General features: G+C 66.4%; 21 protein-coding genes and 1 tRNA gene. 12 read left to right on the plus strand and 10 right to left on the minus strand.

Going from position 1 to position 24,294, the window contains the following annotated elements:
- Positions 1–2: 2 nt before the first annotated feature.
- Complete coding sequence (locus GRI55_RS11150; RefSeq protein WP_160767206.1) at positions 3–1,022, minus strand: phytase; 1,020 nt, start codon at positions 1,020–1,022, stop codon at positions 3–5.
- Positions 1,022–3,853, minus strand: coding sequence for a TonB-dependent receptor (locus GRI55_RS11155; protein WP_160767207.1), 2,832 nt, complete (start codon positions 3,851–3,853; stop codon positions 1,022–1,024). Before GRI55_RS11155 ends, GRI55_RS11150 begins: the two co-directional genes overlap by 1 nt.
- A gap of 271 nt (positions 3,854–4,124) precedes the next feature.
- Here GRI55_RS11155 and GRI55_RS11160 point away from each other — a divergent pair, with 271 nt between their 5' ends.
- A complete protein-coding gene (locus tag GRI55_RS11160) occupies positions 4,125–5,999 on the plus strand; it encodes a DEAD/DEAH box helicase (RefSeq protein WP_160767208.1) in 1,875 nt (624 codons plus the stop codon).
- An 18-nt stretch (positions 6,000–6,017) separates the two neighbouring features.
- On the opposite strand, the gene GRI55_RS11165 is transcribed toward GRI55_RS11160, so the two are convergent.
- From GRI55_RS11165 to GRI55_RS11175, 3 genes are all read right to left on the minus strand, one after another.
- A complete protein-coding gene (locus GRI55_RS11165) occupies positions 6,018–6,836 on the minus strand; it encodes a universal stress protein (protein ID WP_050599370.1) in 819 nt (272 codons plus the stop codon).
- A gap of 157 nt (positions 6,837–6,993) precedes the next feature.
- A complete protein-coding gene (locus GRI55_RS11170) occupies positions 6,994–7,380 on the minus strand; it encodes a hypothetical protein (protein ID WP_160767209.1) in 387 nt (128 codons plus the stop codon).
- A 291-nt stretch (positions 7,381–7,671) separates the two neighbouring features.
- A complete protein-coding gene (locus GRI55_RS11175; RefSeq protein ID WP_160767210.1) occupies positions 7,672–7,956 on the minus strand; it encodes a GIY-YIG nuclease family protein in 285 nt (94 codons plus the stop codon).
- Positions 7,957–8,055: 99 nt separating this feature from the next.
- Here GRI55_RS11175 and GRI55_RS11180 point away from each other — a divergent pair, with 99 nt between their 5' ends.
- Together GRI55_RS11180 and GRI55_RS11185 are read left to right on the plus strand one after the other, a co-directional pair.
- Complete coding sequence (locus tag GRI55_RS11180; RefSeq protein WP_160767211.1) at positions 8,056–8,532, plus strand: ABZJ_00895 family protein; 477 nt, start codon at positions 8,056–8,058, stop codon at positions 8,530–8,532.
- A gap of 158 nt (positions 8,533–8,690) precedes the next feature.
- On the plus strand, positions 8,691–9,047 hold the full coding sequence (locus GRI55_RS11185; protein WP_160767212.1) for a hypothetical protein: 357 nt from the start codon (positions 8,691–8,693) through the stop codon (positions 9,045–9,047).
- A 53-nt stretch (positions 9,048–9,100) separates the two neighbouring features.
- Here GRI55_RS11185 and uvrC read toward each other — a convergent pair whose 3' ends face one another.
- Positions 9,101–11,065: an excinuclease ABC subunit UvrC gene (gene uvrC / locus GRI55_RS11190; RefSeq protein WP_160767213.1), complete on the minus strand. Its 1,965-nt coding sequence runs from the start codon at positions 11,063–11,065 to the stop codon at positions 9,101–9,103.
- Positions 11,066–11,129: 64 nt separating this feature from the next.
- Between uvrC and GRI55_RS11195 the strand changes: the two genes are divergently transcribed.
- Both GRI55_RS11195 and GRI55_RS11200 read left to right on the plus strand, forming a co-directional pair.
- Positions 11,130–12,413 carry an APC family permease gene (locus GRI55_RS11195; protein WP_160767214.1) on the plus strand — a complete coding sequence of 428 codons (1,284 nt, stop codon included), beginning with the start codon at positions 11,130–11,132 and terminating at the stop codon, positions 12,411–12,413.
- The gene (locus GRI55_RS11200; RefSeq protein WP_160767215.1) at positions 12,414–13,586 is read left to right on the plus strand and encodes a BaiN/RdsA family NAD(P)/FAD-dependent oxidoreductase; all 1,173 of its coding nucleotides are present in this window, start codon (positions 12,414–12,416) and stop codon (positions 13,584–13,586) included.
- 29 nt (positions 13,587–13,615) lie between these two features.
- On the opposite strand, the gene GRI55_RS11205 is transcribed toward GRI55_RS11200, so the two are convergent.
- A complete protein-coding gene (locus GRI55_RS11205) occupies positions 13,616–16,558 on the minus strand; it encodes a TonB-dependent receptor plug domain-containing protein (RefSeq protein ID WP_160767216.1) in 2,943 nt (980 codons plus the stop codon).
- Between the two features lie 207 nt (positions 16,559–16,765).
- On the opposite strand from GRI55_RS11205, the gene infA reads away from it, so the two are divergent.
- The 6 genes from infA to GRI55_RS11235 all read left to right on the plus strand — a co-directional run bounded on the left by infA (position 16,766) and on the right by GRI55_RS11235 (position 20,267).
- Positions 16,766–17,011: a translation initiation factor IF-1 gene (gene infA / locus GRI55_RS11210; RefSeq protein ID WP_047806247.1), complete on the plus strand. Its 246-nt coding sequence runs from the start codon at positions 16,766–16,768 to the stop codon at positions 17,009–17,011.
- 6 nt (positions 17,012–17,017) lie between these two features.
- On the plus strand, positions 17,018–17,593 hold the full coding sequence (locus GRI55_RS11215) for a Maf family protein (RefSeq protein ID WP_160767217.1): 576 nt from the start codon (positions 17,018–17,020) through the stop codon (positions 17,591–17,593).
- Complete coding sequence (locus GRI55_RS11220) at positions 17,586–18,557, plus strand: ribonuclease E/G (protein WP_160767218.1); 972 nt, start codon at positions 17,586–17,588, stop codon at positions 18,555–18,557. The genes GRI55_RS11215 and GRI55_RS11220 overlap by 8 nt, the downstream gene beginning before the upstream one ends.
- A complete protein-coding gene (gene yacG, locus GRI55_RS11225; protein WP_050599790.1) occupies positions 18,547–18,735 on the plus strand; it encodes a DNA gyrase inhibitor YacG in 189 nt (62 codons plus the stop codon). The genes GRI55_RS11220 and yacG overlap by 11 nt, the downstream gene beginning before the upstream one ends.
- 90 nt (positions 18,736–18,825) lie before the next feature.
- A tRNA-Phe gene (locus GRI55_RS11230) sits at positions 18,826–18,900 on the plus strand.
- Positions 18,901–18,950: 50 nt separating this feature from the next.
- Positions 18,951–20,267, plus strand: coding sequence for a cation:proton antiporter (locus GRI55_RS11235; RefSeq protein WP_160767219.1), 1,317 nt, complete (start codon positions 18,951–18,953; stop codon positions 20,265–20,267).
- Here GRI55_RS11235 and GRI55_RS11240 read toward each other — a convergent pair.
- The 3 genes from GRI55_RS11240 to GRI55_RS11250 are packed head-to-tail and all read right to left on the minus strand — an operon-like array spanning position 20,264 to position 23,279.
- Complete coding sequence (locus GRI55_RS11240) at positions 20,264–21,520, minus strand: adenosylmethionine--8-amino-7-oxononanoate transaminase (protein ID WP_160767220.1); 1,257 nt, start codon at positions 21,518–21,520, stop codon at positions 20,264–20,266. The two genes, GRI55_RS11235 and GRI55_RS11240, sit on opposite strands and share 4 nt — an antisense overlap.
- Complete coding sequence (gene bioD, locus GRI55_RS11245) at positions 21,517–22,137, minus strand: dethiobiotin synthase (RefSeq protein WP_160767221.1); 621 nt, start codon at positions 22,135–22,137, stop codon at positions 21,517–21,519. Before bioD ends, GRI55_RS11240 begins: the two co-directional genes overlap by 4 nt.
- Complete coding sequence (locus GRI55_RS11250) at positions 22,134–23,279, minus strand: 8-amino-7-oxononanoate synthase (RefSeq protein WP_160767222.1); 1,146 nt, start codon at positions 23,277–23,279, stop codon at positions 22,134–22,136. Before GRI55_RS11250 ends, bioD begins: the two co-directional genes overlap by 4 nt.
- A gap of 149 nt (positions 23,280–23,428) precedes the next feature.
- On the opposite strand from GRI55_RS11250, the gene purC reads away from it, so the two are divergent.
- Positions 23,429–24,232 (plus strand): phosphoribosylaminoimidazolesuccinocarboxamide synthase, encoded by an 804-nt coding sequence (gene purC, locus GRI55_RS11255; RefSeq protein ID WP_050599882.1) that lies wholly within the window; start codon positions 23,429–23,431, stop codon positions 24,230–24,232.
- Positions 24,233–24,294 lie beyond the last annotated feature (62 nt).

The following is a 24,294-nucleotide window of genomic DNA, read 5'->3' on the forward strand; positions in this document are numbered from 1 at the left end:
TATCAGTCGCCCAGCGCATTCTCGATCGCGCCAAGCGGCACCAGTTTGAAGTTCTGCGCCCGGCCGTCGTTCACGCCGTCCTGCGCGATGAACAGCCCGCCGGGGAAGTTCGGGCCGAAGTCACCGCGCTGCGCCTCGATCCCGTCGGTTTCCTCGGTGCTGCCATATTGCCCTGCGGCGATACGGAAGCGGCCTGCGGGGGTCACATCCGGCAGCGCGTAACGCATGTAGGTGTTGTCGCCCTGGCTCGAGGCATAAAGCCAGCCGCCCTCGTCGCCATCCGGGACCAGGGCAAGACCTTCGAGATCGGCCACGATCTTGCGCCCATCGACCGCGGCGACGAGTTCGCCCGCCGCCGCACCGCTGCGGAAGCGCCAGATCCCGGCCGCTTCCTCGCCGATATAAAGCGTGCCATCGCGGTGATCGACGGCGCAGCCTTCGGGCTGCGAAGGAACCTGCATCGTGCGCAGTTCGCGCGCGGTCGGGGTATCGCTTAGCGTGATTTCCCATTCGCCGATCCGGCCGCTCTTGGGCGCGGTATAGACGATCAGCCGGTCGCCGCGCCGGGTCCCGCAAATGCCGTAGGCCTCGCCGGGTCCGGACGTGACGCTGCCCAGTTCGACAAGCGATCCGCCGGCCGTGTCCAGCCGGAACAGTGCGATCCGCGCCTGTGCCAGATCGCTGCGGTCGCTGGCGAAGACGACAATGCCCTGATCCTCCATGTCGACGAGATCGACATTGTTCAGCGCCGCATGGGCAGTGAAGCTCTTCGGCTGGCCGCCGAGATCATAGACGTAGAGCCCCGCTTTCTTGTCGGTCGCAACGATCAGACTGTCGGCGGGCGCAGCGGCGTTGCGCCAGATCGCCGGGTCGTCCGCCGCATCTTCATTGGCCGTCACCACCGGCTGGGTTTCCGCCACCGCGTAAACCGGCACGGCGGGGTCGCCCGGCGCGGGTACGGTGGCGCAAGCTGCGGTCAGGCCGATCCCGGCAAGTGCGAATATACGAAAATCCCTGCGCATCAGAAAGTCACCCTCACGCCGCCCTTCATGGTCCAATTGTACTCTTCATATTGATACAGGTTACGCCCGCCGCCGAACCTATTGTAGGCGAAGTACTTGGCATTGTTGATGTTCACCCATTCGTAGAACAGCTGAACGGAATCGGTCACGCGGTACTTGGCCGACAGGTCGAGCTGGAAATGGTCGTCGACATAACGGTCGAGATCGCTCGTGTCGGACAGCTCGTCGAGATACTTGTCGCGGTATGTGCCCGACAGCCGGATATCGATCGGGCCCTTGTCGTATCCGACCGAGAAATTGGCGGTGTGTTTCGCCGTCGCAGGCAGCGGGATCGATCGCGGTCCCTCGCTGGCCAGCGTGGTCACCGTGCCATCGGCATCGGTGAAGGTGTAGTTCGCCTGCACCACGACGCCGTCGAGCGTGCCGGAAAAGGCCTGCGAAAAGCCCAGTTCGATACCGAAGATGTCCGCTTCGTCGCCGTTGCGGGCGATTGTCGCTTCGTCGAAGGCGATACCGCGGAAGCTGCCCGCGACATCGGTGTTCACATCGACGATGAAATTGTCGAGGCTCTTGTAGAAGACCGATGCGTGCAGCGCGCCGGTCGCGCTCATGTAATACTCTGCCGCAGCGTCGAAATTCCAGGCTTCGGTAGGCAGCAGCGCGGGGTTGCCGAATTCACCGCTGCGTTCGCCGTCATCGGCTTCCTCGACCGCGAAATGGGGCGCCTGCTGGAACGGCGATGGCCGCACGATCGAACGGTAGAAGCCGGCGCGCAGCACCAGATCGGTTTGCGGTTCGTACCGCAGGTTGAGGCTGGGCAGCCAGTGATCGTAATTCTTGTCGATCGAGACCGGGGACACGAGGACCGTGTCATCAGCCGCGATCGACCCGTCGGGCAGCGTCCCGTCTTCCTCGACCAGCAGGACGTTGTTGCCCACCAGCGTGTTGTCCGTGTGCTCGTAACGCAGGCCATAGACCACGCGCAGGTCCGCGCTTTCCCAGCGGCCGAGCAAATAGCCGGCCATGATGTCTTCAGCGACTGCAAAATCCTCGACCGCGCTGTCGAACGCGCTGTCGATTTCCTGCAATTCGAAATCGCCGAAATTGGCGCGGAAGAAGTCGGACCCTTCGGTGAAACCTGCAACCGGCCCGATACCGGTCAGGCGATAGGTCTGTCCTTCGCCCAACGCGTCGTTTAGCGTCATGGCGTCGTTTTCGTAGAACTCGACGTTCGCGTCATAGGTCTTGTCGCGCCAGCGGCCCTTGAAACCCACCTGTACGGTGAACTCGCCATTGTCGGCGGCGAAGCGGCGTCCCAGGTCGAATTTGGCGGCCCATTCCTCGTCCTGCGCATCCGACAACGCGACGAATTCGATATCGTTCAGCGCATAGGCACCGGGGTCGGTGAAATCGCTCGTCGGATCGGTGACGCTGTACAGCGGAATGCGCGGATCGGCGAAGTCGAGAGCGACGCCGAACCCTTCTTCCTCATATTCGCGTTCGAATGCGATGGGATCGAGGCTGCCGTTCTCCCGCTCGCTCGATTTTGCCCAGCTCGCCGAATAATTGGCGAACCAATCACCCCAATCGCTTTCGCCGCCGAAAACGAGCGAACGGATCTTCTGCGATTCGAAGCGGTCCTTGACGTCGCGCTCGACGGTAATCGCCGCGTCCTCGTCGGGGTCGGGATCGGTGTCGCTGTAACCGACCGTCCTGCCTGCACCCGTAACGATCGCATCGCCGAGATCGAAGATCAGGCGCCGGCGGCTCTCCTGGTCGTCGAACTGGCTGTAGACGCCGCGGGCATACAGTTCGGTGCTGTCGCCCGCGCGAAGGTCGAGGCCGAGCGTCGCACTGATACGTTCGCGTTCGACATCGTAGTCGCGGTATTCGAGATCCTCGGCATAGATGACGCCGTCGTCCTCCTCCCACCCGTCGGCTTCGATATTGTCGGTCTCGAAGGTGCGGCGGTAATAGCTGACGCCGCCCGAAATGCCGAAATTTTCGCCGATCCGGGTGGCGAAATCCAGGCTTCCCTTGGGGCTTATCTCACCGGCGTAATCGTTATAGCTGCCTTCGACCTTGGCGGTCAGAAGGCGCGTCTTGCGGTCGAACGCACTGGTGGTCTCAATCTCGACCGACGCGCCGATCGTGTCGGCATCCATATCGGGCGTGAGCGATTTCTTCACTTCGATCGATTCGATGATGTCCGAAGATACGACGTCGAGCGCGACCGCGCGAATATCGGCCTCTGGCGACGGCAGGCGCACGCCGTTGAGCGATGAAGAGACGAGATCGGGCGACAGGCCGCGGACCGATACGAAGCGGCCCTCGCCCTGGTCGTTGAGGACATTGATGCCGGGCAGGCGGCGCAGGCTTTCGGCGACGTTCTGATCGGGAAACTGGCCGATCGCGTCGCGTGTCAGCACGTCGGACACGCCATCAGCTTCCTTCTTACGCGACAGGGCGCTCGAAAGGTTCGCGACCTGGCCCACGACCAGGATCTCATCGTCGCCAAAGCCGGTCATCGCGATCTCTGCGCGCACCGTGCCGGTGGCCGGGACGGTAATCGCGCGCCTGACCGTTTCCGCCCCGACATAGCTGATTTCGAGCGTGTAATCGCCGGCCGGAACGTCTGCGAAGAGGAACGAGCCATCGCGCTCGGTCGCGGTCACGCGGTCGATCTCGACGATGCGCACCTGCGCGCTGCGCAGCGCGATGGTGTCGGTGGCATCGGATACGGTGCCGGCAAGATCGCCGGCCTGCGCCATGCCGGGAAGTGCCAGCGCCGCAATGGCAGCCCCGGCAAGAAGCGTATTCCTGATTTTCATTATTGCCCTCCGCTATCGTTGAGAGCCGCCTAGGCGCGCAGTTTGACTGCGATATTTCCGCATCGCGTCGGTTTGCGGACAATTGCGCGTGCGCTGACGCGGTTGCGTCACAAAGTGCGGGCTGCGTGCCGCGCGCCATTTCGGCCTGCGCAAGAAAGTGCGGGCCAAACGCTCCAATTGCGTGTAGGGGCGCCTCCGACTGCGGGCAGTGCCCGCGCCGCGACCAGCCGGGCACCCCCCGCCCGTGCATACGCGCAACCGAAAGAATACCATGCCCCTTTCCAACCTCCCGCCGGTTATCGGCGAGGCTTTGAGCGCCCGTGGCTACGACGCGCTTACCCCCGTCCAGCAGGCCGTGACCGAACCCGAAGCGCACGGGCGCGACATGATCGTTTCCGCGCAAACCGGGAGCGGCAAGACCGTGGCCTTCGGCCTGGCGCTTGCTCCCGAACTGCTCGACGCGGTTGGCGGCACGCCCTTGTCGGAGAAGCCGCTGGCACTGGTGATCGCGCCGACGCGCGAGCTCGCGCTACAGGTCAGCCGCGAACTCGGCTGGCTCTATGCGGGCGCCGGACTACGCATCGCCACCTGCGTCGGCGGGATGGATGCCAGCAAGGAACGCCGCGCATTGCGCGCCGGTCCGGCGATCGTCGTCGGGACCCCCGGCCGCCTGCGCGACCATCTCGAGCGCGGCGCGCTCGACCTGTCGGGCCTGGTCGGCGTGGTGCTCGACGAAGCCGACGAGATGCTCGACATGGGGTTCCGCGAAGATCTCGAGGAAATCCTCGATGCGACTCCCGATACGCGCCGCACGCTGCTGTTCTCCGCCACCATGCCGCGCCCGATCGAACGGCTGGCCGAACGCTACCAGCGCAACGCACTGCGCCTGTCACTTGCCGGCGAGACGCGCGGGCATGGCGACATCGCCTATCAGGCAATCACCGTCGGCCCGTCGGAGATCGAGAACGCGGTGGTCAACCTGCTGCGCTTCCACGAGGCGGAAACCGCGATCTGTTTCTGCGCCACGCGCGAAAGCGTGCGCCGCCTGCATGCCACGCTGCAGAACCGCGGCTTCGGCGTCGTCGCGCTGTCGGGCGAGCATTCGCAGAGCGAGCGCAACCAGGCGCTGCAGGCGCTGCGCGACCGGCGCGCGCGGGTCTGCGTGGCCACCGATGTCGCCGCGCGCGGGATCGACCTGCCCACGCTCAGCCTGGTGATCCATGTCGAAATCCCGCGCGATGCCGAGACGTTGCAGCACCGTTCGGGCCGCACCGGCCGGGCGGGCAAGAAGGGCACCGCCGCGCTGGTGGTGCCGTACAACCGCCGCCGCCGGGTCGAGGGCATGCTGCGGGGCGCGCAGATCGAGGCCGAATGGCTCGACGCACCGACCCCCGAGGCGATCCGCGCGAAGGACCGCACGCGGCTGATCGAGCGGCTGACCGAACCGCGCGAGTTCGACGAATACGAGCGCGAGCTCGGCGCCCAGCTGATGGCGAAGATGTCGCCCGAGGACATCGCCACCGCGCTGGTCCAGACGCTGCGCGCCGAGATGCCCGCACCCGAGGAGCTGATCGCCAACACCCCCGAGGCGCGCGACCGGGCGAAGGCCGAACGCCACCGTCCCGGCTTCGAGGACGTGGTGTGGTTCCGCATGAGCATCGGCCGCCGCCAGAACGCCGAACCGCGCTGGCTGCTGCCGCTGATCTGCCGCCGCGGGCACATCACCCGCAACGAGATCGGCGCGATCCGCATCGGCCAGCACGAGAGCTGGTTCCAGGTCCCGCGCCCGATCGCCGCCAAGGTTGCCGAGACCGTCACCCGCACCGCCTCGCCCGAGGACGAGCAGGACGAGATCATGATCGAGGAGGCCCCCGACGGCCCCCGCATCGAAGCCCGCGAGAACCGCCGCAAGCACGCCGATGGCGGCGGCCGGGTCGATCCCCGCCCCGCCGGCCGCGGCCCCCACCGCAAGCCCGGGGGCAAGCCGCCCTTCAAGAAGGGCAAGCCCGGAAGCGTCAAACCCGGCGCAGGCAAGGGCGCGGGCGCGGGCGGCAAGCCCTTTGCCGGCAAGCCCTTTGCCGGAAAGCCCAAGTTCAAGGGCAAGCCGAAAGGCAAGGGCAAACCCGCAGGTCCGCGCGGCGACTGACCCGCGGACCCGCCGGGTTCAGTTGGTCATCAGCAGGGGAATGCGCACGTCGGACAGCATCCGGCGTGTCGCCCCGCCGAAGATCCGTTCGGTCAGCCGCGTGCGGCCATAGGCGCCCATCACGATCAGCCCCGCCTTGCGCGCTTCCGCCGCGCCCAGCAGCGTCGCCGCGACATCCTTGTCGCCGCATTCGAGCTCGACCATCTCGCAGGCGATCCCGTGCCGCGAGAGGTAGTCCGCCCCCTTCACCGGCGGCAGGTCGAGCGCATCGGCCGACTTGCCCGTTTCGCCGACCGTGGCGAGATAGACCGCCCCCGCTTCGCGCAGCAGCGGCAGCGCCGCCTTGAGCGCATGCGATGCCTCGGCCGATCCGTCCCACGCGACCAGTGCGGGCGCACCGGTCTCGAAGCGGGTGCAGGTTTCTGGCAGGACCAGCACGGGGCAATCGGCGGTCAGCGCCAGCTCGCCCGCAGTGAAGGACGGCGTGCCCTTGGCGGTATGCGCATCGCGCGCGCTGATCACGATGAGATCGCTGAGCGAGGATTCGCGCAGCATCGCGAGCGCGACCGGGCCGGCGGATTCGACCCAGTTCCACGACACGCCCTCGTTCGCGAGGTCGGTCAGCGTCCGCTCGCGCAGCTTCGCGGCTTCCTCGCGCCAGACGGGGACCATGGCGGCGAAGGCGGCGCCGTGGAAGTCGATGGTCGCCGCGGCTTCATAGGGCATGGCGTGCAGCAGCGTGAGATGCGCATCGAACTGTCGCGCCAGATCGAGCGCGGCATCGAGCCGGCCGGTGAAAGCCTCGTCATCGGCGGCGTTGAACAGGATCGTCTTCATTGATCGTCTCCCAGCTTGCGGTCCGGCCGGTGGGCCGAGTCCCCGCTTGATGCGGCCAGTATAGCAGCTGTCCGACACCGCTCCTTGATCGAGATCAATTCGCGCGCATTCATGGACCGCGAAACGCGCGCCCGAAAAGCGTGACCTTCACCGCGCATCATGCCCGCCCCGCAGCCGCGCGCGTGCGCGAGAGCAGCACAAGAAGCGCGGTTTCATCGGGCTTGCGGACCACGCCGGCATAGCGCCCGCCGCGCAGCATGACCTGCCACAGCCCGGTCGCCACCCGCCATTCGAGCTCGGGGATCGTGACCTTCCGATCGGCCTGCCTCGCCGCGCGCGCTGCCGCCAGTGCCGCCTCGAGCCGCGCCCGCCCCGCCTCCGAACGCACCGACCCCAGCGCCACGTCCCACGCCGCCGCAAAGCCATGCGCCCCGGGCCGCGCGCGCAGGCGATAGGCGGTCTCGCGCGCCATCGAAACGCCGCGCGCTGCCGCCGCGACCGAGCGCGTCGCGGCGAGATGCCCGATGAACTCCGCCTGCCGCACGGGCGTCCATCCATCGGCGCGATGACGCAGCGGGACGGCGTGGAACGGCGGGATAGTAATGGAGGGCCTGCGCGGACGCGCGGAGCGCGGTGGGTAGTGCTTCATCCGAGAGGATAAGGCACGGGACAGGGTGTGTAGGAAAGCCCTGCCACCACGGCGTCAGCCCAGCCCACTTCGTCATCCCAGCGAAAGCTGGGATCGCCCTCGGCCCAGCCCCACCAAGGCAGCCAGCCCCGCCACGTCAACTCTGCCCCGCCATGTCATCCCAGCGAAAGCTTGGATCGCCCGCAATCAAAGCACCACGTCGAACAGATCGTCCCACGCAGGGTTCACACCCTCGATCAATTCGATCTTCCACGCACGCTTCCACGCCTTCATCGCTTTTTCGCGTGCGATCGCGTCTCCGATGCTGTCATGCTCTTCTGCATAAACGAGCCGCTTAAGCCCGTACCGGCGGCAGAAGGCCGAGCCCTTCCCTTCCCGATGTTGTATGATCCGCCGAGAGAGGTCGGCGGTCACACCGATATACAGCACGCCATCCTTGCGGTCGCTCATGATGTAGACCCACGCGCTCATGCGCCCCGACAGCTAGCCGCGCGCGTCGAGCGATCCCAGCTTTCGCTGGGATGACCGAGATGGGGTGGAAAGCGGACGTCGCGAAGATATAGCCTAAGTATGGAAGATCACGACTTGGAACCAACCTCGATGCTTCGCTATATTGCTGCTTACTTCGCGGTGAAGCTAGCCGCTGCCGGTGCGCTGCTACTGTATGCAATGAACTTCGATGGCGAGCCGTCGATTCCATCGACAGGAATTACGATCATAGCAGTTGCATTGTCAGTCGGCTGGTTCGTTAAAGCCGAGAACCGTCCCATGCCAGGTATAGAACGGTTGCGGTTTGCCTTCGGCAATACAGTAGCTGAGTTGGTTCTCACCTTTGCTTGGGGCTCGACCGTGTTCTGGCTAACGGATGCCTCCTTTGGCTGGGAAGGCCTTAGCCAAATACTGGGCGGTGACGGCGACCCTGAAGCAGCGAAGGTTGGCTTAGTCATCGGGATCACGTTTGGCTTGCTGCCAACCCCAATCTTTAGTGCCCTCTTTGGATGGTCGATGACGAAAAGCCTTCCAAAAACGGCGGCCCACATCCATTGAGCATTACTCCTTGCGGACCACAATCGGGTCGGCAGTAGAAAGGCGAGTTTAGGCAGTGACCAGGTTGAAGCTGCCTGGCCGTTCTGAAGGTCGCCTGGCGGCAACGGGAACGGCGAGATTTAGGGTGGAAAGCGGACGATGCGGCATTACAAAGAAGCATGGCAGAAAGTGTCGATCCGCGAGAATTATTCCAGCGAGTAAAGGGGCTGTGGCCCCAGTCGGTGGTGTTTGGCGATGACCCTCTGGTTGTTCTTAACGCGATCTATTGGCCGCTTGAGGAACGTCTCGGCAATGATGATGATGAATGGCTTAGTTTAGGAGCTTGGGCATTTCATCAGGGAATACACGAAATGGCCGAGGTGGTAGCTGCAAACTCAGAATCGACGGTCTCCCCGCGAGAGATGAGATTTTCGACTTTTGATCGGTGGATCCGCTTCAATCTTGAAGGCGACAATAGCTGGGCTGAGGAATTAGCCGAATGGCTGTCGAAGCGAGAAAGGTCGGCTGTCAGGTAACGCTGCAAACCTGCCCAATGTCCACAATCGGGTCGTTAGCGGCCAGCCAGCCCTCACCCACCCGCGTGGTAGAAATCATACACCTGCTGCGCCACCCCCGCACTGATACCCGGCGCGCGTTTGAGGTCGTCCAGCGCCGCGGCCCTGACCTTCCCAGCCGTGCCGAAATGCAGCAGCAGCGCGCGTTTGCGGGCCGGGCCGATACCCGGGATTTCGTCGAGCGGTGAGGCGGTGATCGCGCGGCTGCGTTTGGCGCGGTGGGCGCCGATGGCGTAGCGGTGGACTTCGTCGCGCAGCGTCTGGAGATAGAACAGCAGCGGCGAATTGACCGGCAGCGTCTTTTCGCGCCCGTCGGGAAAATGGAACACCTCGCGCCCCTCGCGCCCGTGATACGGGCCCTTGGCGATGGCGATCAGCGGGACGTCCTCGATCCCCATTTCCTCCAGCGTGTCGCGCACGCTCGACATCTGCCCCTTCCCGCCATCGATCAGCACCAGATCGGGCCAGATCGCCTCGTGCCCCTTGCCCTCGGTGCGCGCGTCGAGATCGCGGCCCGCTTCGGCCAGCTTGCGGAAGCGGCGTTCCATCACTTCACGCATCATGGCGAAATCGTCATTGGTCTGCGCGGTCTTGATGTTGAACTTGCGGTACTGGCCCTTCTCGAAGCCTTCGGGGCTGGCGACGACCATCGCGCCCAGCGCCTTGTCGCCCTGGATATGGCTGTTGTCGTAGACCTCGATCCGCTGCGGGACCTCTTCCAGTTCGAGGAATTCGGTGAGGTCACGCAGCACCTTGGCCTTGGTCCCGGTTTCGGCCAGCCGCCGCTCGAGCGCCTCGACTGCATTGCGGCTCGCCTGCTGCATCAGCTTGCGCCGCGTGCCGCGCTGCGGGATCGAGATCGCCACGCCGTGCCCCGCCTTTTCGCACAGCGCCTCGGCGACGAGGTCCTGTTCGGGCAAGGCGCGGTCGACGAGGATGGTGCGCGGCGGCGGCACTTCCTCGTAGAATTGCAGCAGCACATCGGAGAGCACCTCTTCCTTCTCGAGCTCGCCCGTGTTGCGCGGATAGAAGGTGCGGTGGCCCCAGTTCTGCCCGCCGCGGATGAAGAAGGCCTGCACCCCAACCTGACCGCCCTTGGCGGCCAGCGCGAAGACATCGGCATCGCCCACGCCTTGCGCGTTGATCGCCTGGCTGCCCTGGATGAAGGTCGCAGCGCGCAGCCGGTCGCGCAGGATCGCGGCGGTCTCGAAATCGAGCTCCTCCGCCGCCTTCGCCATCTGCTTTTCGAGATCCTGCTGCACCGCGCTCGACTTGCCGCCGAGGAAGTCCTTCGCCTCGCGCACCAGTTTCTCGTACCCCGGCTCGTCGATCCGGCCGACGCAGGGCGCGCTGCAGCGCTTGATCTGGTAGAGCAGGCAGGGCCGGTCGCGATTGTTGAAGAAACTGTCGGTGCAGCTGCGCAGCAGGAACAGTTTCTGCAGCGCGTTGAGCGTCTTGTTCACGCTGCCCGCGCTGGCGAAGGGGCCGTAGTAATTGCCCTTGGCCTTGCGCGCGCCGCGATGCTTGGTGATGCGCGGGAAGGCGTGGTCGGCGCGCAGCAGGATGAAGGGGAAGCTCTTGTCGTCGCGCAGCAGCACGTTGAACGGCGGGCGGTAGCGCTTGATCAGCTGCGCTTCGAGCAGCAGCGCTTCGGCCTCCGAATTGGTGACCACGATTTCCATCGCGCGGCACTGGCTGATCATCCGCTGGATGCGGTTGGTGAGGCCCTTGATTTGCGTGTAATTGGCGACCCGCGCCTTGAGGCTGCGCGCCTTGCCGACATAGAGCACGTCGCCGCGCGCATCGAGCATCCGGTAGACGCCCGGGCGCGGCTTGAGCGTCTTTACCGTTTCGCGGATCGCGGTGATGCCCGCTTCGAGATCGGGCTGCGCACCGGCCACGGTCTTGGTGGCGCGGTCCTCGTGGAACCGCTCCTTGCCTCTCGGATCATGCGGGGAACCGGCTTTCGTGCGCGACATGCAAGGGGAGATAGTGTGCCGCATCGGCTTGTGCAAAGCCGGTTTTGCCGCCATCCCCCGGGCGATGGACCCAACCAAAATTGCACCGCCGCGCACGGTCGGCTTCTGGGGCACCTCGCTGTTCCCGCTCAACGGGATGATCGGCGCGGGGATTTTCGCGCTGCCCGCAGTGCTGGTGGCGGCAGTGGGCAACTTCGCCCCATGGATGATGCTGGTCGGCGGGATCCTCTTCCTGCCGCTGGCGCTGTGCTACGCCTGGATGGCCACCCGGTTCGAGCATAGCGGTGGATCGGTGCTTTATGGCGAGGCCGCCTTCGGGCGGTTCGTCGGCTTCCAGGCCGGCTGGGCGCGCTATGCCAGCGCGATCGTGACCGCGGCGGCGAACATGCATGTGATGGTCGCCTATCTAGCCGCGCTGTTCCCCGGACTGGCGGGGCCGGTCGCCTCGCCCGTCGCGGTGGCGGTGGGGCTGGCGCTGATTACCGCGATCAATCTCTACGGCATGCGCGCCTCGGTCGGCGCGCTGGGCGTGATGACCGCGATCAAGCTGCTGCCGCTGGGCGCGCTGATCTTGTCGGCCTTCTTCGCGGGCAGCGAGATGGGGGCGGTGACGCTGCCGCAGTTCAGCCAGGTCGAGACGGTCATCCTGCTGACCTTCTATGCCTTCATCGGCTTCGAGGGCGTGGTCGAGGCGGCGGGCGAGTTCAAGCATCCCAAGCGCGACGTCCCGCTGTCGATCGTGACCATGGTGAGCGGGGTAACGCTGCTCTACATGGCGATCATCTGGGCCTTCATCGCGATCGGCCCCCAGTTCGCGGGCGAGGACAATGCGCTGGCGGGCGTGGCCGGTGCCTCGATGGGGCAGATCGGGTCGCTCGCGATCGTCGTCGCGGCCAGCTTCAGCATCGGGGCGAACAATTTCGCCAGCGGCGTGGCGCAGCCGCGGCTGATGTACGGCATGGCCGAGCGCGGCATGCTCCCGCGGTGGTTCGAATATGTCCACCCGCGCTTCCTTACCCCGTTCAACGCGATCCTGTTCTACGGCGTGGCGGCAATGCTGTTCGGCCTGTGGGAAGGCTTCGAAGTGCTGGCGATCGCGGGCACGCTGGTGCGGCTGGTGACCTATGTCGTGACCAGCTGCGCGCTGCCGGTGCTCGAACACCGCGAGGGGCGGATCGACCCGCTGCACCTGTTCTGCGTAATCTTCGCGGTGGCCAGCTCGCTGTTCATCGCGGCGCAGGCGCAGACGCAGTCGTGGCTGGTGTTCGGCGGGCTGCTGGTGGTGGGCACGCTGCTCTATTTCATCGCGGCGCGCCAGAAGCCCGAGTATCCGCTCGACGAGGCATAGATGGCCGAGGATTTCGATGCGATCGTCCTGGGCGCCGGCGCGGCGGGGCTGATGTGTGCGGCGCGTGCGGGGCAGCGCGGGCGCCGCGTGCTGCTGCTCGAACGCGCGGCGACACCGGGCAAGAAGATCCTGATCTCGGGCGGCGGGCGCTGCAATTTCACCAATATCGGTGCGGGTCCGGCCAATTACCTGTCGGCCAATCCGCATTTCGCCAAGTCGGCGCTGGCGCGCTACACCGCGCGCGATTTCCTCGCATTGGTCGAAAGCCATGGCATCGCCTGGCACGAAAAGACCCTCGGCCAGCTGTTCTGCGACGGGTCGGCCAAGGAGATCGTTGCCATGCTGCTGGAGGAATGCGCGAAGGGCGAGGTAGACCTGCGCTGCGGCGAGGAAATCGCCTCGGTCGAACAGGCCGGCGGGTTCACCGTCACCACGCCATCGGGCAGGTTTCGCGCGCCTTCGCTGGTGATAGCCACCGGCGGACCCTCGATCCCCAAGATGGGCGCAAGCGGCTATGCCTATGACCTCGCGCGGCAGTTCGGTCTCAAGGTGGTCGAGCCGCGCCCGGCGCTGGTGCCGCTGACGCTGGGCGGCGAGGAAGTGCTGTTCCGCGACATCTCCGGGGTTTCCGCGCCGGTGGTGACCAGCGCGGGGAAGGCGCGCTTTGCCGAGGCGGCGCTCTTCACGCACCGCGGGCTGTCGGGTCCCGCGATCCTGCAGGCGAGTTCCTACTGGCGTCCGGGCGAGCCGCTGTTCGTCGATTTCCTGCCCGACGAAAGCGGCGATTTCCTGCTCGACGCCAAGCGCGCCGCGCCCAGATCGACGCTGCGCGCATGGCTGCGCGAGCGCCTGCCCGCGCGGCTGGCCGATATCCTCGCCGAGCGGCTGAGGCTGGAAGTCGAGTTCGGCAATGCGCCCGACAAGGCGTTGCGCGGGGCGGGCGGACGGCTGAAGCGCTGGACGTTCCAGCCCAACGGGACCGAGGGCTTCGCCAAGGCCGAGGTCACCGTCGGCGGGATCGCCACCGCCGAGCTCTCCTCCAAGACGATGGAAGCCAGGCGCGTGCCCGGTCTCTACGCCATCGGGGAGGCCGTCGATGTCACCGGCTGGCTGGGCGGCTACAATTTCCAGTGGGCCTGGGCCAGCGGCGTGGCGGCGGGCGAAGCGCTCTAGCCGGATTGCCCGCCCCCCGTCGCGGGCAATCAGAAGACCTTCCGGAACTCGATCTCGAACGTCCGGCCGAGCGGGTCGACCAGCCACGGCTGGTAGCTCAGCGGGACCGTGCCGGTTTCGTCGGTCACGCGCTGCTGCGCGTCGAACAGATTGTCCACTCGCAGCGAGAGCCGTGCGCCCTTGAGGAAGCCGGGATTGTCGCCCGCCAGCCACTGCTGCTGTTCGAGGTTCATGAACAACCGCAAGTCGAAGGTCGCAAGGTCGTGGAAGCTGAGGTTGTCGACCTGCGATCCGCTGGCGTAGTTGGCCGACAGGCGCGCGCCGAGGCCGTTGTGGAACAGCCCGCCTTCCATCGTGACATTGTGCCGGTTCACACCGCTGCCGCTGAGCGCATCGCCGCCCAGCAGGTCGAGCTGCGGGATGCCGTTGGCGATGACCGCGTAATTCTCCAGCTCGATCGTGTGATAGACCGAAAGGTTCCAGCGTCCCTGTCCGCCACCGGGGCCACCAGAACCACCGCCACGACCGCGCCCGCCGCCGCCGCGCGTTTCACCGCCCGCAGCCGGCGATTCGCCCGCGTCGCTGCCCTCACCGCCGGGACCGCGTTCGCCGCCGGGGGCTGCACAGACGCGCGCACGAAGCTGGTTGAGCCGCTCGGGATCGACCTGGCCGTCGGGGCCCGCCAGCCGCTCGCGCACGCGTTCCGGCAGAGCCGCGAGGTCGACCGGAGTCGAGGCGGCGGGATCGGCCGGATTCCAGCCGGTGCACAGCCGTATGCGCGCGGCCTCCATCTCTTCGCGGGCCTGCATCCCGTCGGCGCTGCAAATCCGCTCGCGCGCCTGTGCGACACGCTCCGGGTCGACCTCGCCATTCTCGCCGCGCAGGCGCTGCTGCATCCGTTCGGGCAGTTGCGAGATATCGGGCTGGCCCTCGGATGAGCAGAACTGTTCGCGCAGTTGCTGGAAGCGCGCGCGATCGCTGGTCCCGCCTCCCGGCCCTTGTCCCTGCCCCTGACTTTGCGCGCCCGAACCTGCGGCTGCAGACGCGATCCGCGCCATCATCCCGCCGCGCCCACTGCGCGAGCCGCCCTCCGATTCCGAGCCGACGCGGCCGAAGAAATTGAAGCCATACCGGATGCGCGACGAGCCGCGCTCGGCAAAGGTCACTGCGCGCCGGTCAAGCTCGACCAGCTGGCCGTTCTCGCGCGTGACCCGATCGGGGAATGCCGCCTCGATTGCGGGGGTCAGCAGCGGGAAGCTTTCGGTCACGTCGTCCGACCGGTTGCGGACATATTCGACGCGGAAGTTCGACCGGTCGAACAGGTCGAAATCGTAGGAGGCCGCCAGCTTGATGTCGCGCTGGGTCTCCGCCAGCAGATCGGGATTGCCCCCGGTGACCACATTGGCGAGCACGGTGTCACCGGTCGTGAAATCGTAGACCGGGACGTTCAGGTCGACGATCTGCGGGTTGCCGAGCTGCGCGATCCCCGGGGCCTGTTCGCGCACGCTGTAGCTGGCCTGCAGCGAGAGGCTGTCGGATGGGCGCCAGTTGAGCCCCGCGTTCCAATTGGTCAGCAGCCCGAAGTCCGACAGGTCCTCGACCCCGCCGCCGAGATCGAGCGTCAGCTCGCCCAGCGGCGCGAGAAAGCCCTCGCGCGCGCTGGCGAGCGGGATGGCCAGGTTGAGCCCCGCCAGCAATTCGCGGCGATCGAGCGAGGTTTCGACGCCGGGATTGCGCGTGTCCTCGCTGTCGATCCCGTCGAGGTTGAAACCTGTTTTCGCAGTGACGTTCACCTCGCCGCTGGGCAGGAGGATCGGTCGCCCGGTCAATGTCAGGAGGCTGTCGAGCGTGTAGGTCCTGCTGTCGGCCTGCTCGATACCGCCGGCCGCCAGCGGACCGAGATCGCCCGCAATGTCGATTTCACCCGCGGCGGCAGCCGCAACGAGCGCGGCGGTATCGCGTCGCTGATCGGTCCACGTGGTGTTCCACCCGCGGGTCGCATCCACCGTAAGCGCGAGATCCCAATCGTCGATCGGGGCGTTGAACGAACTGCCGAGCGAGGCGGTGGTCGACCTGGTCCGCCGCGTGATCGGGTCGTCGTCGATCGCGCGCAGCTGCGAATTCCCGTCCGGATCGGTCAGCAGGACCGTATCGAGACCCGAGAGCGAGCGCGAGAAACTGCGGTCGAGATTGGCGTTGACCGACAGGCTTGGCACGCGTGCGCCCTCGCCGAAGGTGGTGTTCCAGGTGGTTTCGAGTTCGATGCCCTCGCTGTCGGAGGCGAGGCTGCGGAACTCGGCCGGATCGGGATCGCTCGCTACGGTGGGCGTGTTGCTTGTGGTCTGGATGATATCGCGCTCGGCCTCGGACAGCAGCGACGAGCTGTTGAATTCGGCACCGAACAGCAGGCGGTCTCCGCCATTGATGGTGAGCTGCGAATATTCGACCTCGCCGTTCGACCGGCCTCCGCGCGTGGGCTGGCCGTATTCGAGTTCGACCTCGCGGCTGGAAAAATTGTCCTTGAGGATGAAGTTGATCACACGCTGGTCGGCGGGATAGCCATATTGCAGCGCGACCTCCTCGGGGAAGACCTGCACCTTCACGATTGCCTCGGGAGGATAGCGGCGGAATTCGCGAAAGCCCGAGACACGGCGACCGTTGACGAGGAACACGGGACGCCCGCTGCCACGGCCGCTGGCCGAACCGGTCTGCGGCGCCAGCTGTTCGACCAGATCGGCCAGCGAATCCGCGCCATAAGCGGCGATATCGTCTTCATCGAGTTCGACCACCGGCGGAACCTCGGTTTCGACTTCGCCGCGGATGCGTTCGCCGGTCACGATGATCGCGTTCTCGGGCAGCGCCTCGCCCCCGGTGCCGCCCTGGCCGGTGGCGGGCGCCGCGTCCTGGGCATGGCCCGGCGCGGCAAGGGCGATGGTCAGCGCAAGTGCGGATATGCGGGTGAGAAATTGCATGGCAGGTTTCGCGGTCCTCAATCGTGGTCTCGTGTCCGCCCCCTCACCCGGTCCTGAAGCAGCTCAGGCGGGCGAGCAACAATCCTTGCGTAACAAAGTGTCGCAGCAGACTTGCACCGCGATTAACGTCTGCCACTTCCCTTTCTCACCCACTGAGGCTATGGGCGCGCGATACAAATCGTCCAACGACACGATCCAAGGAAATACATGGCGAAAGAAGAACTTCTCGAAATGCGCGGCAAGGTGGTTGAACTGCTGCCCAATGCGATGTTCCGCGTCGAGCTCGAGAACGGCCATGAAGTGCTCGGCCATACGGCCGGCAAGATGCGCAAGAACCGTATCCGCGTGCTGGTGGGCGACGAAGTGCTCTGCGAACTCACGCCCTACGACCTGACCAAGGCGCGCATCACCTACCGCTTCATGCCCGGTCGCGGCGGCCCCGGCCCGCAGTAACGGCACGTGGGCCAGCCCACACTCATCCTCGCATCGGCCAGTCCCCGCAGGCGCGAACTCATCGCGCGCCTCGGCGTGGAGCCGGCTGCGATCAATCCTGCCGATATCGATGAAACCCCGCTCGCTGGCGAACTGCCGCGCGACTATGCCACCCGCATGGCCCGCGAAAAGGCCGCAGCCGCGGCCTCGGACGATAGCCACGTCCTGGCCGGGGATACGGTGGTCTGCGCCGGTCGGCGGATCCTGCCCAAGGCAGAGGACGAGGCGACCGCGCGGCGCTGTCTCGAACTGCTGTCGGGCCGCCGCCACCGCGTGCTGTCCGCGATCGCGCTGCGCGCCCCCGACGGCAGGCTGCGCGAACGGCTGAGCGAGACGGTGGTGATCTTCAAGCGCCTCTCGACCGACGAGATCGACGCCTATCTCGCCAGCGACGAGTGGGAAGGCAAGGCGGGCGGCTATGCCATCCAGGGGATCGCCGAAGGGCTGATCCGCCGGATCCAGGGCAGCCATTCGGGCGTGGTCGGCCTGCCGCTCTACGAAACGCGCACGCTGCTCAAATCCGCCGGGTTCGACCTTGCCTGACTGGCTGGTCGAGCATGGCATCGGCGAAAGCCGTGCCCTGCTGGTCGAAGGCGATGACATCCTCGCCGCCAGGCTGCGCTGGCCGGGCGATTTGCCAGTCGGCAGCCGGGCACAGGCAGTGCTGGTATCCAAGCCCGCCGGCCGCAGCCGCGGCCTCGCGCGGATGGCCAATGGTACCGAGCTAATGGTCGACCGCATTCCCGCCCATTGCAACGAAGGCGCGGCGGTGCCGCTGGTCGTCACGCGCGCGGCGATCGCCGAACGCGGACGGTTCAAGCGTGCGCAGGCGCGGGTGGTCGAGGACACGGACAACAGCCCGTCGCAACAGGCGGACGATGTTTTCGCGATGGGCGATACGGTCCGCCGGCTGCCTGCTGGCGCGTGGGAAGAGGTATGGCACACTGCGTCTGCGGGCGAGGTCGCGTTCGCCGGCGGCGCGCTGCTGTTCAGCGTGACGCCCGCCATGACGCTGATCGATATCGACGGCGACCGCCCGCCGCGCGAACTGGCCCTGGCGGCGGTGCCCGAAATCGCGCGCTGGCTGCGCCTGTTCGACCTCGGCGGTTCGATCGGGATCGACTTTCCCACGCTGGCAACAAAGGCCGATCGCAAGGCCGTGGATGCCGCGCTCGATGCCGCGCTGGGCGGCTGGCCGCACGAGCGGACCGCGATGAACGGCTTCGGTTTCGTCCATATCGTGGCGCGGCTCGACGGGCCCTCGCTGCTGCACCGCTTTGCCACCGCGCGAATCGGGGCGGCGGCGCGCATGGCGTTGCGACGCGCCGAACTGGTCGAAGGGCCGGGCGCGACGCTGCTCACCGTCCATCCCGCGGTAAAAGCGAAGCTCAAGCCCGAGTGGCTGTCGGAGCTAGAACGGCGGACCGCGCGCCGGGTGCGGATAGAGATCGATCCGGGCCTTGCGATCGAGGCGGCCACCGCCCAGATCGTGGCGCATGACGACTAAACCCCGCCCCTGCCCCATCTGCAAGAAACCGCGCAGCGAGGAGCACACGCCGTTCTGTTCCGCGCGCTGCCGCGATCGCGACCTGTCGCAGTGGTTCGGCGACGGATATTCCGTGCCCGGCCGCCCCGCACTGCCCGAAGAAATCGCGGTTGCAGTGACGCAAGGTTCGGAAGACTGAAATTCCCCCCTTGCCAAGGCGTGCCAGCTTCGCCATAGGCGCGCTCTCATTGCTCGCGGGGCTGTTCAGGCCCCTCCGCCGAAGCAGTGTGCCCGGGTAGCTCAGTGGTAGAGCAGACGACTGAAAATCGTCGTGTCGGTGGTTCGACTCCGCCCCTGGGCACCACTTCGCCCCGATAGCTTCCCCTGCTTCCCCGCCCGCGCTAGTCAGCCGGGATGCATGACACCACCAGCACCGCGCTTTCCGCCTTCGACATCGCCGCGATCCTCGTGGTCGCCTCCGCGCTGCTCGGCTGGTTCAACCATCATTTCCTCAAGCTGCCGCATGTCATCGGGCTGACCGTGATGGGCGCGCTGGGGGCAATCGGGCTGACGGTGGCCGATGCCTTCATTCCCGGCGTGACGCTCGACGACTGGGTCGCCGACACGCTGCAGCAGCTCAACTTCACCGAGACGCTGCTGCAGGGCATGCTCAGCTTCCTGCTGTTTGCCGGCGCGCTGCATGTCGATCTCGACCGCCTGAAGGTCGCGTGGCTGCCGGTGCTGCTGCTCTCCACCGTGGGCGTGATGATTTCGACCGTGCTCGTCGGGCTCGCCATGTGGGGCGTGGGCATGCTGCTGGCGCTGGGGATCGCGCCGATCTGGTATTTCGTCTTCGGCGCGCTGATCGCCCCGACCGACCCGGTTTCGGTGCTCGGCGTGCTGCGCGAGGAAAAGGTCCCGCAATCGCTGCAAAGCGCGGTGGCGGGCGAAAGCCTGTTCAACGACGGCGTCGGCATCGTCGTGTTCATCATTCTCCTCGGCGCGGCGGTGAGCGGGAACGACTTCTCCTTCGCCGAGGGCGCACGGCTGTTCGCGATCGAGGCGGGCGGCGGCATCCTGATCGGGCTCGTCGCGGGCTATGTCGGCTACCGCGCGCTGGCGGGGATGGACGAATACACGCTCGAGGTGCTGGTCACGCTGGCGGTGGTGATGGGCGGCTATGCGCTGTGCAACTACCTCACGCTTTCGGGCCCGCTGGCGATGGCGGTGGCCGGCCTGCTGATCGGCAACCACGGCGTTACCTATGCGATGAGCGACGTGACGCGCGATTACCTCGTCAAGTTCTGGGAGCTGGTCGACGAATTGCTCAATTCGGTGCTGTTCCTGCTGATCGGGCTGGAAATGATCGTGCTGGTCGCGGGCTTTGACGAGCTGGTGCTGGCGCTGGCCGCAATCCCGCTGACGCTGGCCGCGCGCGGGGTCGGTATCTTTGTCTCGACCAAGGCGATCCCCGCCGCACGGCTGCAGGACAAGGGCGCGGGCCGCGTGCTGTGGTGGGGCGGGCTGCGCGGCGGGATTTCGATCGCGCTGGCGCTGTCGCTACCCGCGGGCGAGACGCGCGACCTGATCCTTGCCGCGACCTTCGCCGCGGTGCTGTTCAGCGTCCTCGTCCAGCGCGCCACGCTGGGCCGGCTGATCGAGAAGCTGAAACGCGACCACGCCCCCGCGGTCGAAGACGCTGCCCCCGCACGCGAACCGACTGTTCGTTAGTCGGCGGCGATGGCGTCCGCTGCGGTGCCGATCTCGGCCCAGATGCGCGCCAGGTCATCGTCCTCGATGCAATAGGGCGGCATGACGTAGACGGTGTTGCCGAGCGGCCGCAGCAGCAGGTCCGCCTCGCGGAACCGGCGCAGCAGCTTCGGCCCGAGGTCGGACAGATAGCTCCCTCCCGGATCGCCCAGCTCCAGCGCGGCGATCGTCCCGCAGCGCCGCGCGTTGCGCACCATCGCGTGATCCGCCAGCGTATCGAGATGCGCCTGCTGCTTCGCTGCCAGCGCCGCGATCCGCTCGAGGACCGGTTCCTCGCGCCAGATCGCGAGATTGGCATTGGCCGCCGCGCAGGCCACCGGGTTCGCGGTATAGCTCGACGAATGGTAGAAGGTACGCGTGCGGTCGGTCGAATAATGCGCGTCCCAGATCGGCTCGCTCGCCATGGTCACCGCCAGCGGCATCGCCCCGCCGGTCAGCCCCTTGGACAGGCACATGATATCGGGCACGACATCGGCCTGTTCGCAGGCGGTCAGCGTGCCGGTGCGGCCCCAGGCGGTCATGACCTCGTCGGCGATGAACAGCGTGCCGTGGCGGGCGCAGATCGCGCGCATCTCGGCCAGCACTTCGGGCGGATACATGAGCATGCCGCCCGCCCCCAGCACCAGCGGTTCGACGATGAACGCCGCCGCCCCGCCCGCGCATTCGGCTTCGAGCGCGTCGAGAGTGGGCTGAGGATCATTGCCGGGAAAGGGCACGCGCCCGACATCGAACAGCATCGGCGCATAGGCGGCGTTGAATACCCCGCGCGCGCCCACCGACATCGCGCCGATCGTATCGCCGTGATAGGAGTGCTCCATCACCACGATCCGGCTGCGGCCCTCGCCGCGGTGAGTCCAGAAGCCGAGCGCCATCTTCAGCGCGACCTCGACTGCAGTCGAACCGCTGTCGGAAAAGAACACGCGGGTCAGTTCTTCGGGCAGGATCCGGCACAATTCACGCGCGAGGTCCTCTGCCGGTTGGTGTGTCCAGCCGGCGAAGATCATCTGGTCGAGCCGCTGCGCTTGGTCGGCAATCGCCGCCATGATCCGCGGGTGGCAGTGGCCATGCGTGGTCACCCACCAGCTCGAGATCGCGTCCACCACGCGGCGCCTGTCCTCGGTATGCAGCACAGCGCCTTCGGCATGCGTGACCAGCGGAACCGGATCGCCCAGCCCGTGCTGCGTGAAAGGATGCCATACGGGCGAGTGGGTCATGCGAAATCCACCATATCGAAATTGTCGGTAAAGGCCCGGCCAAGCGTCGCCGCGTCGAGCGTGCCGAGCAGCGGCAGGCGGCCAAGCCGCTTTACGCCGCCGAGCCGGCAGATCGTCGCCTCGCTATCCTCCACCGCGTCGCCGACAAAGGCCACGCCGTGGATCGCTACCCCGCGCGCGCGCAGCGCTTCGATCGTCAGCAGCGAATGGTTGATTGTACCCAGCGCGGTGCGCGCAACGACGATCGCAGGCAATCCCCAGCGCGCGAACATGTCAGCGTAGAGCAAGTCCCCGCCAAGCGGCACCAGCGCGCCGCCGGCCCCCTCGACCACTAGCGGGCGCTGCGCGGGGAGTGCCAACCGGTCGGGATCGATGGCGACCCCGTCGATCTCGGCTGCGCGGTGCGGCGAACAGGGCGTCGCCAGGCGATAGGCCTCGGGCAGCACGCGGGTTTCGGGCAGACCCGCGAGCTTCGCCACCTGCGCCCGGTCGCCGCCTTCGTCCAGCCCCGCCTGCACCGGCTTCCAGTAATGCGCATTGAGCGCGCCGGTGAGCGCGGCGGCGAAGACGGTCTTGCCGACGTCGGTATCGGTGCCGGTGACGGTGAATGCACTCATGCGAGAATCTCCGAAAGCGTGTCGGCCAGCGCATCGATCTGCGCCCGGCCGATATTGAGAGTGAGCGAGATGCGCAGGCGGCTGCTGCCCGCAGGAACGGTGGGCGGGCGAATGCCGCGGATATCGAAGCCCGCGCTGCGCAGAGCCCCGGCAATCTGCATAGTCCGTGCTTCGTCACCCAGCACCAGCGGGATGATCTGCGATCCGCTGGCGCTGACGCCGAAGGGCGCGAGTTTGCGGCCCGCATAACCGATCAGATCGTGCAGCGCTTCGCGCCGCCCCGGCTCCTCCTCCACGATCCTCAGCGCCTCGCGCACGCAGGCGGCCATCAGCGGCGATGGTGCGGTGGAGAAGATGAAGCCCCGCCCGCGATTGATGACATGGTCGCGCATTACGCGCGGCCCGCACAGCAGCGCGCCTTCGCTGCCCAGGGCCTTCCCGCAGGTGCGCAGCACGATCGCATTGTCGCGCCCGTCGATATGCGCTGCCAGTCCCCGGCCGCCATTGCCGAACACGCCGGTCGCATGCGCATCGTCCGCCAGCAGCACCGCGCCATGGCGATCCGCCAGATCGGCCAGTTCGGCAATCGGCGCGCGGTCGCCGTCCATGCTGTAGAGCGTTTCGACCGCAATCCAGGCCTGGCCCGCGGCATTGCCCGCCCGCCAGTGCGCAAGCGCTTCGGCAAAGGCGCCGACATCGTTGTGCGGCACCGCAATGCATTCGGCGCGCGACAGGCGCATCCCTTCGTGCGCGCTGGCATGGACCAGCGCGTCGTAGAAGATCGCATCGCCGCGTTGGGGCAGTGCCGACAGCAGCACGCTGTTGGCGCCGTAGCCATTGGCAAGGAACAACGCGCTTTCGCAGCCGAAGAAGCTGGCGGCCTCCGCTTCCAGCGCCTCGTGTTCGGGATAGTTGCCCCGCAGCAGCCGCGAACCGCCCGAACCGACGGGAACGCCGCGCTCGAGCGCGTCCATCACGGCGTTCTTGAGCCTTTCGCTGCCCGCCAGCGCGAGGTAATCGTTCGAGGAGAAATCGGTGCCGCCGGGAAGCGACAGGCTGCGCAGCCGCGCCGCGCGCGCCAGACCCGTCAGATCGTCGACCTGCGCGGCAAGGGGGGTGTTGGTGGTGCGACCCATAGCCATGCCGCGCGCGCTAAACACCCCGCCGCGCGCCTGCAATTGCTTTCGTCAATCGGCTTCTGTATGGCTCGCTACACGCCCCGGCAGTCGCAATCGCCAGTCGATTCCGTCGCCGGGGCGCTGACTTTTCCAGCGTGAAGGAACGCATATTCATGGCTCGTCGGCGCCAGATCTACGAAGGCAAGGCCAAGATCCTCTACGAAGGCCCCGAACCGGGCACGATCATCCAGTATTTCAAGGATGACGCGACTGCGTTCAACGCCGAGAAGAAGGGCACGATCAATGGCAAGGGCGTGATCAACAATCGCATCAGCGAATATGTGTTCACGCGGCTGTCGCACATCGGCATCCCCACCCATTTCATGCGCCGCCTCAACATGCGCGAGCAGCTGGTGCGCCAGGTGGAGATCATCCCCCTGGAGGTGGTGGTCCGCAACGTGGCTGCCGGAACGCTGAGCAAGCGCCTCGGGATCGAGGAAGGCGAGCTGCTGCCGCACACGCTGATCGAATATTGCCTCAAGGACGATTCGCTGGGCGATCCCAAGGTCTCCGAAGAGGAAATCGCCTGCTTCAACTGGTGCAGCCATGAAGAGCTGCAGGACATGTCGAGCATGGCGATCCGCATCAACGATTTCCTGTCGGGCATGTTCAGCGCGATCGATATCCGCCTCGTGGATTTCAAGCTGGAATTCGGCCGTATCTGGGACGGGGACTACAGCCGCGTCATCCTGGCCGACGAGATCAGCCCCGACGGCTGCCGCCTGTGGGATATCAACACCGGCGAAAAGCTCGACAAGGACCGCTTCCGGCGCGACATGGGCGGCGAAAGCGAAGCCTATCAGGAAGTCGCGCGGCGTCTCGGCCTGCTGCAGAACGAAGACAGCGGCCCGGGCGAAGTGCTCGACATGAGCGCGCATCGCGGCCGGCTGCGGACGCCGTCCAAGCCCAAGAAGTAACGCGGTCAGCCGCACCCGGCGCTAGCCGGGCGGCGCGGCGTTGGCATAGAAAAAGGGCCGGA

It is taken from the genome of Qipengyuania citrea, from assembly GCF_009828015.1.
GTDB classification, from domain to species: Bacteria; Pseudomonadota; Alphaproteobacteria; order Sphingomonadales; family Sphingomonadaceae; genus Qipengyuania; species Qipengyuania citrea.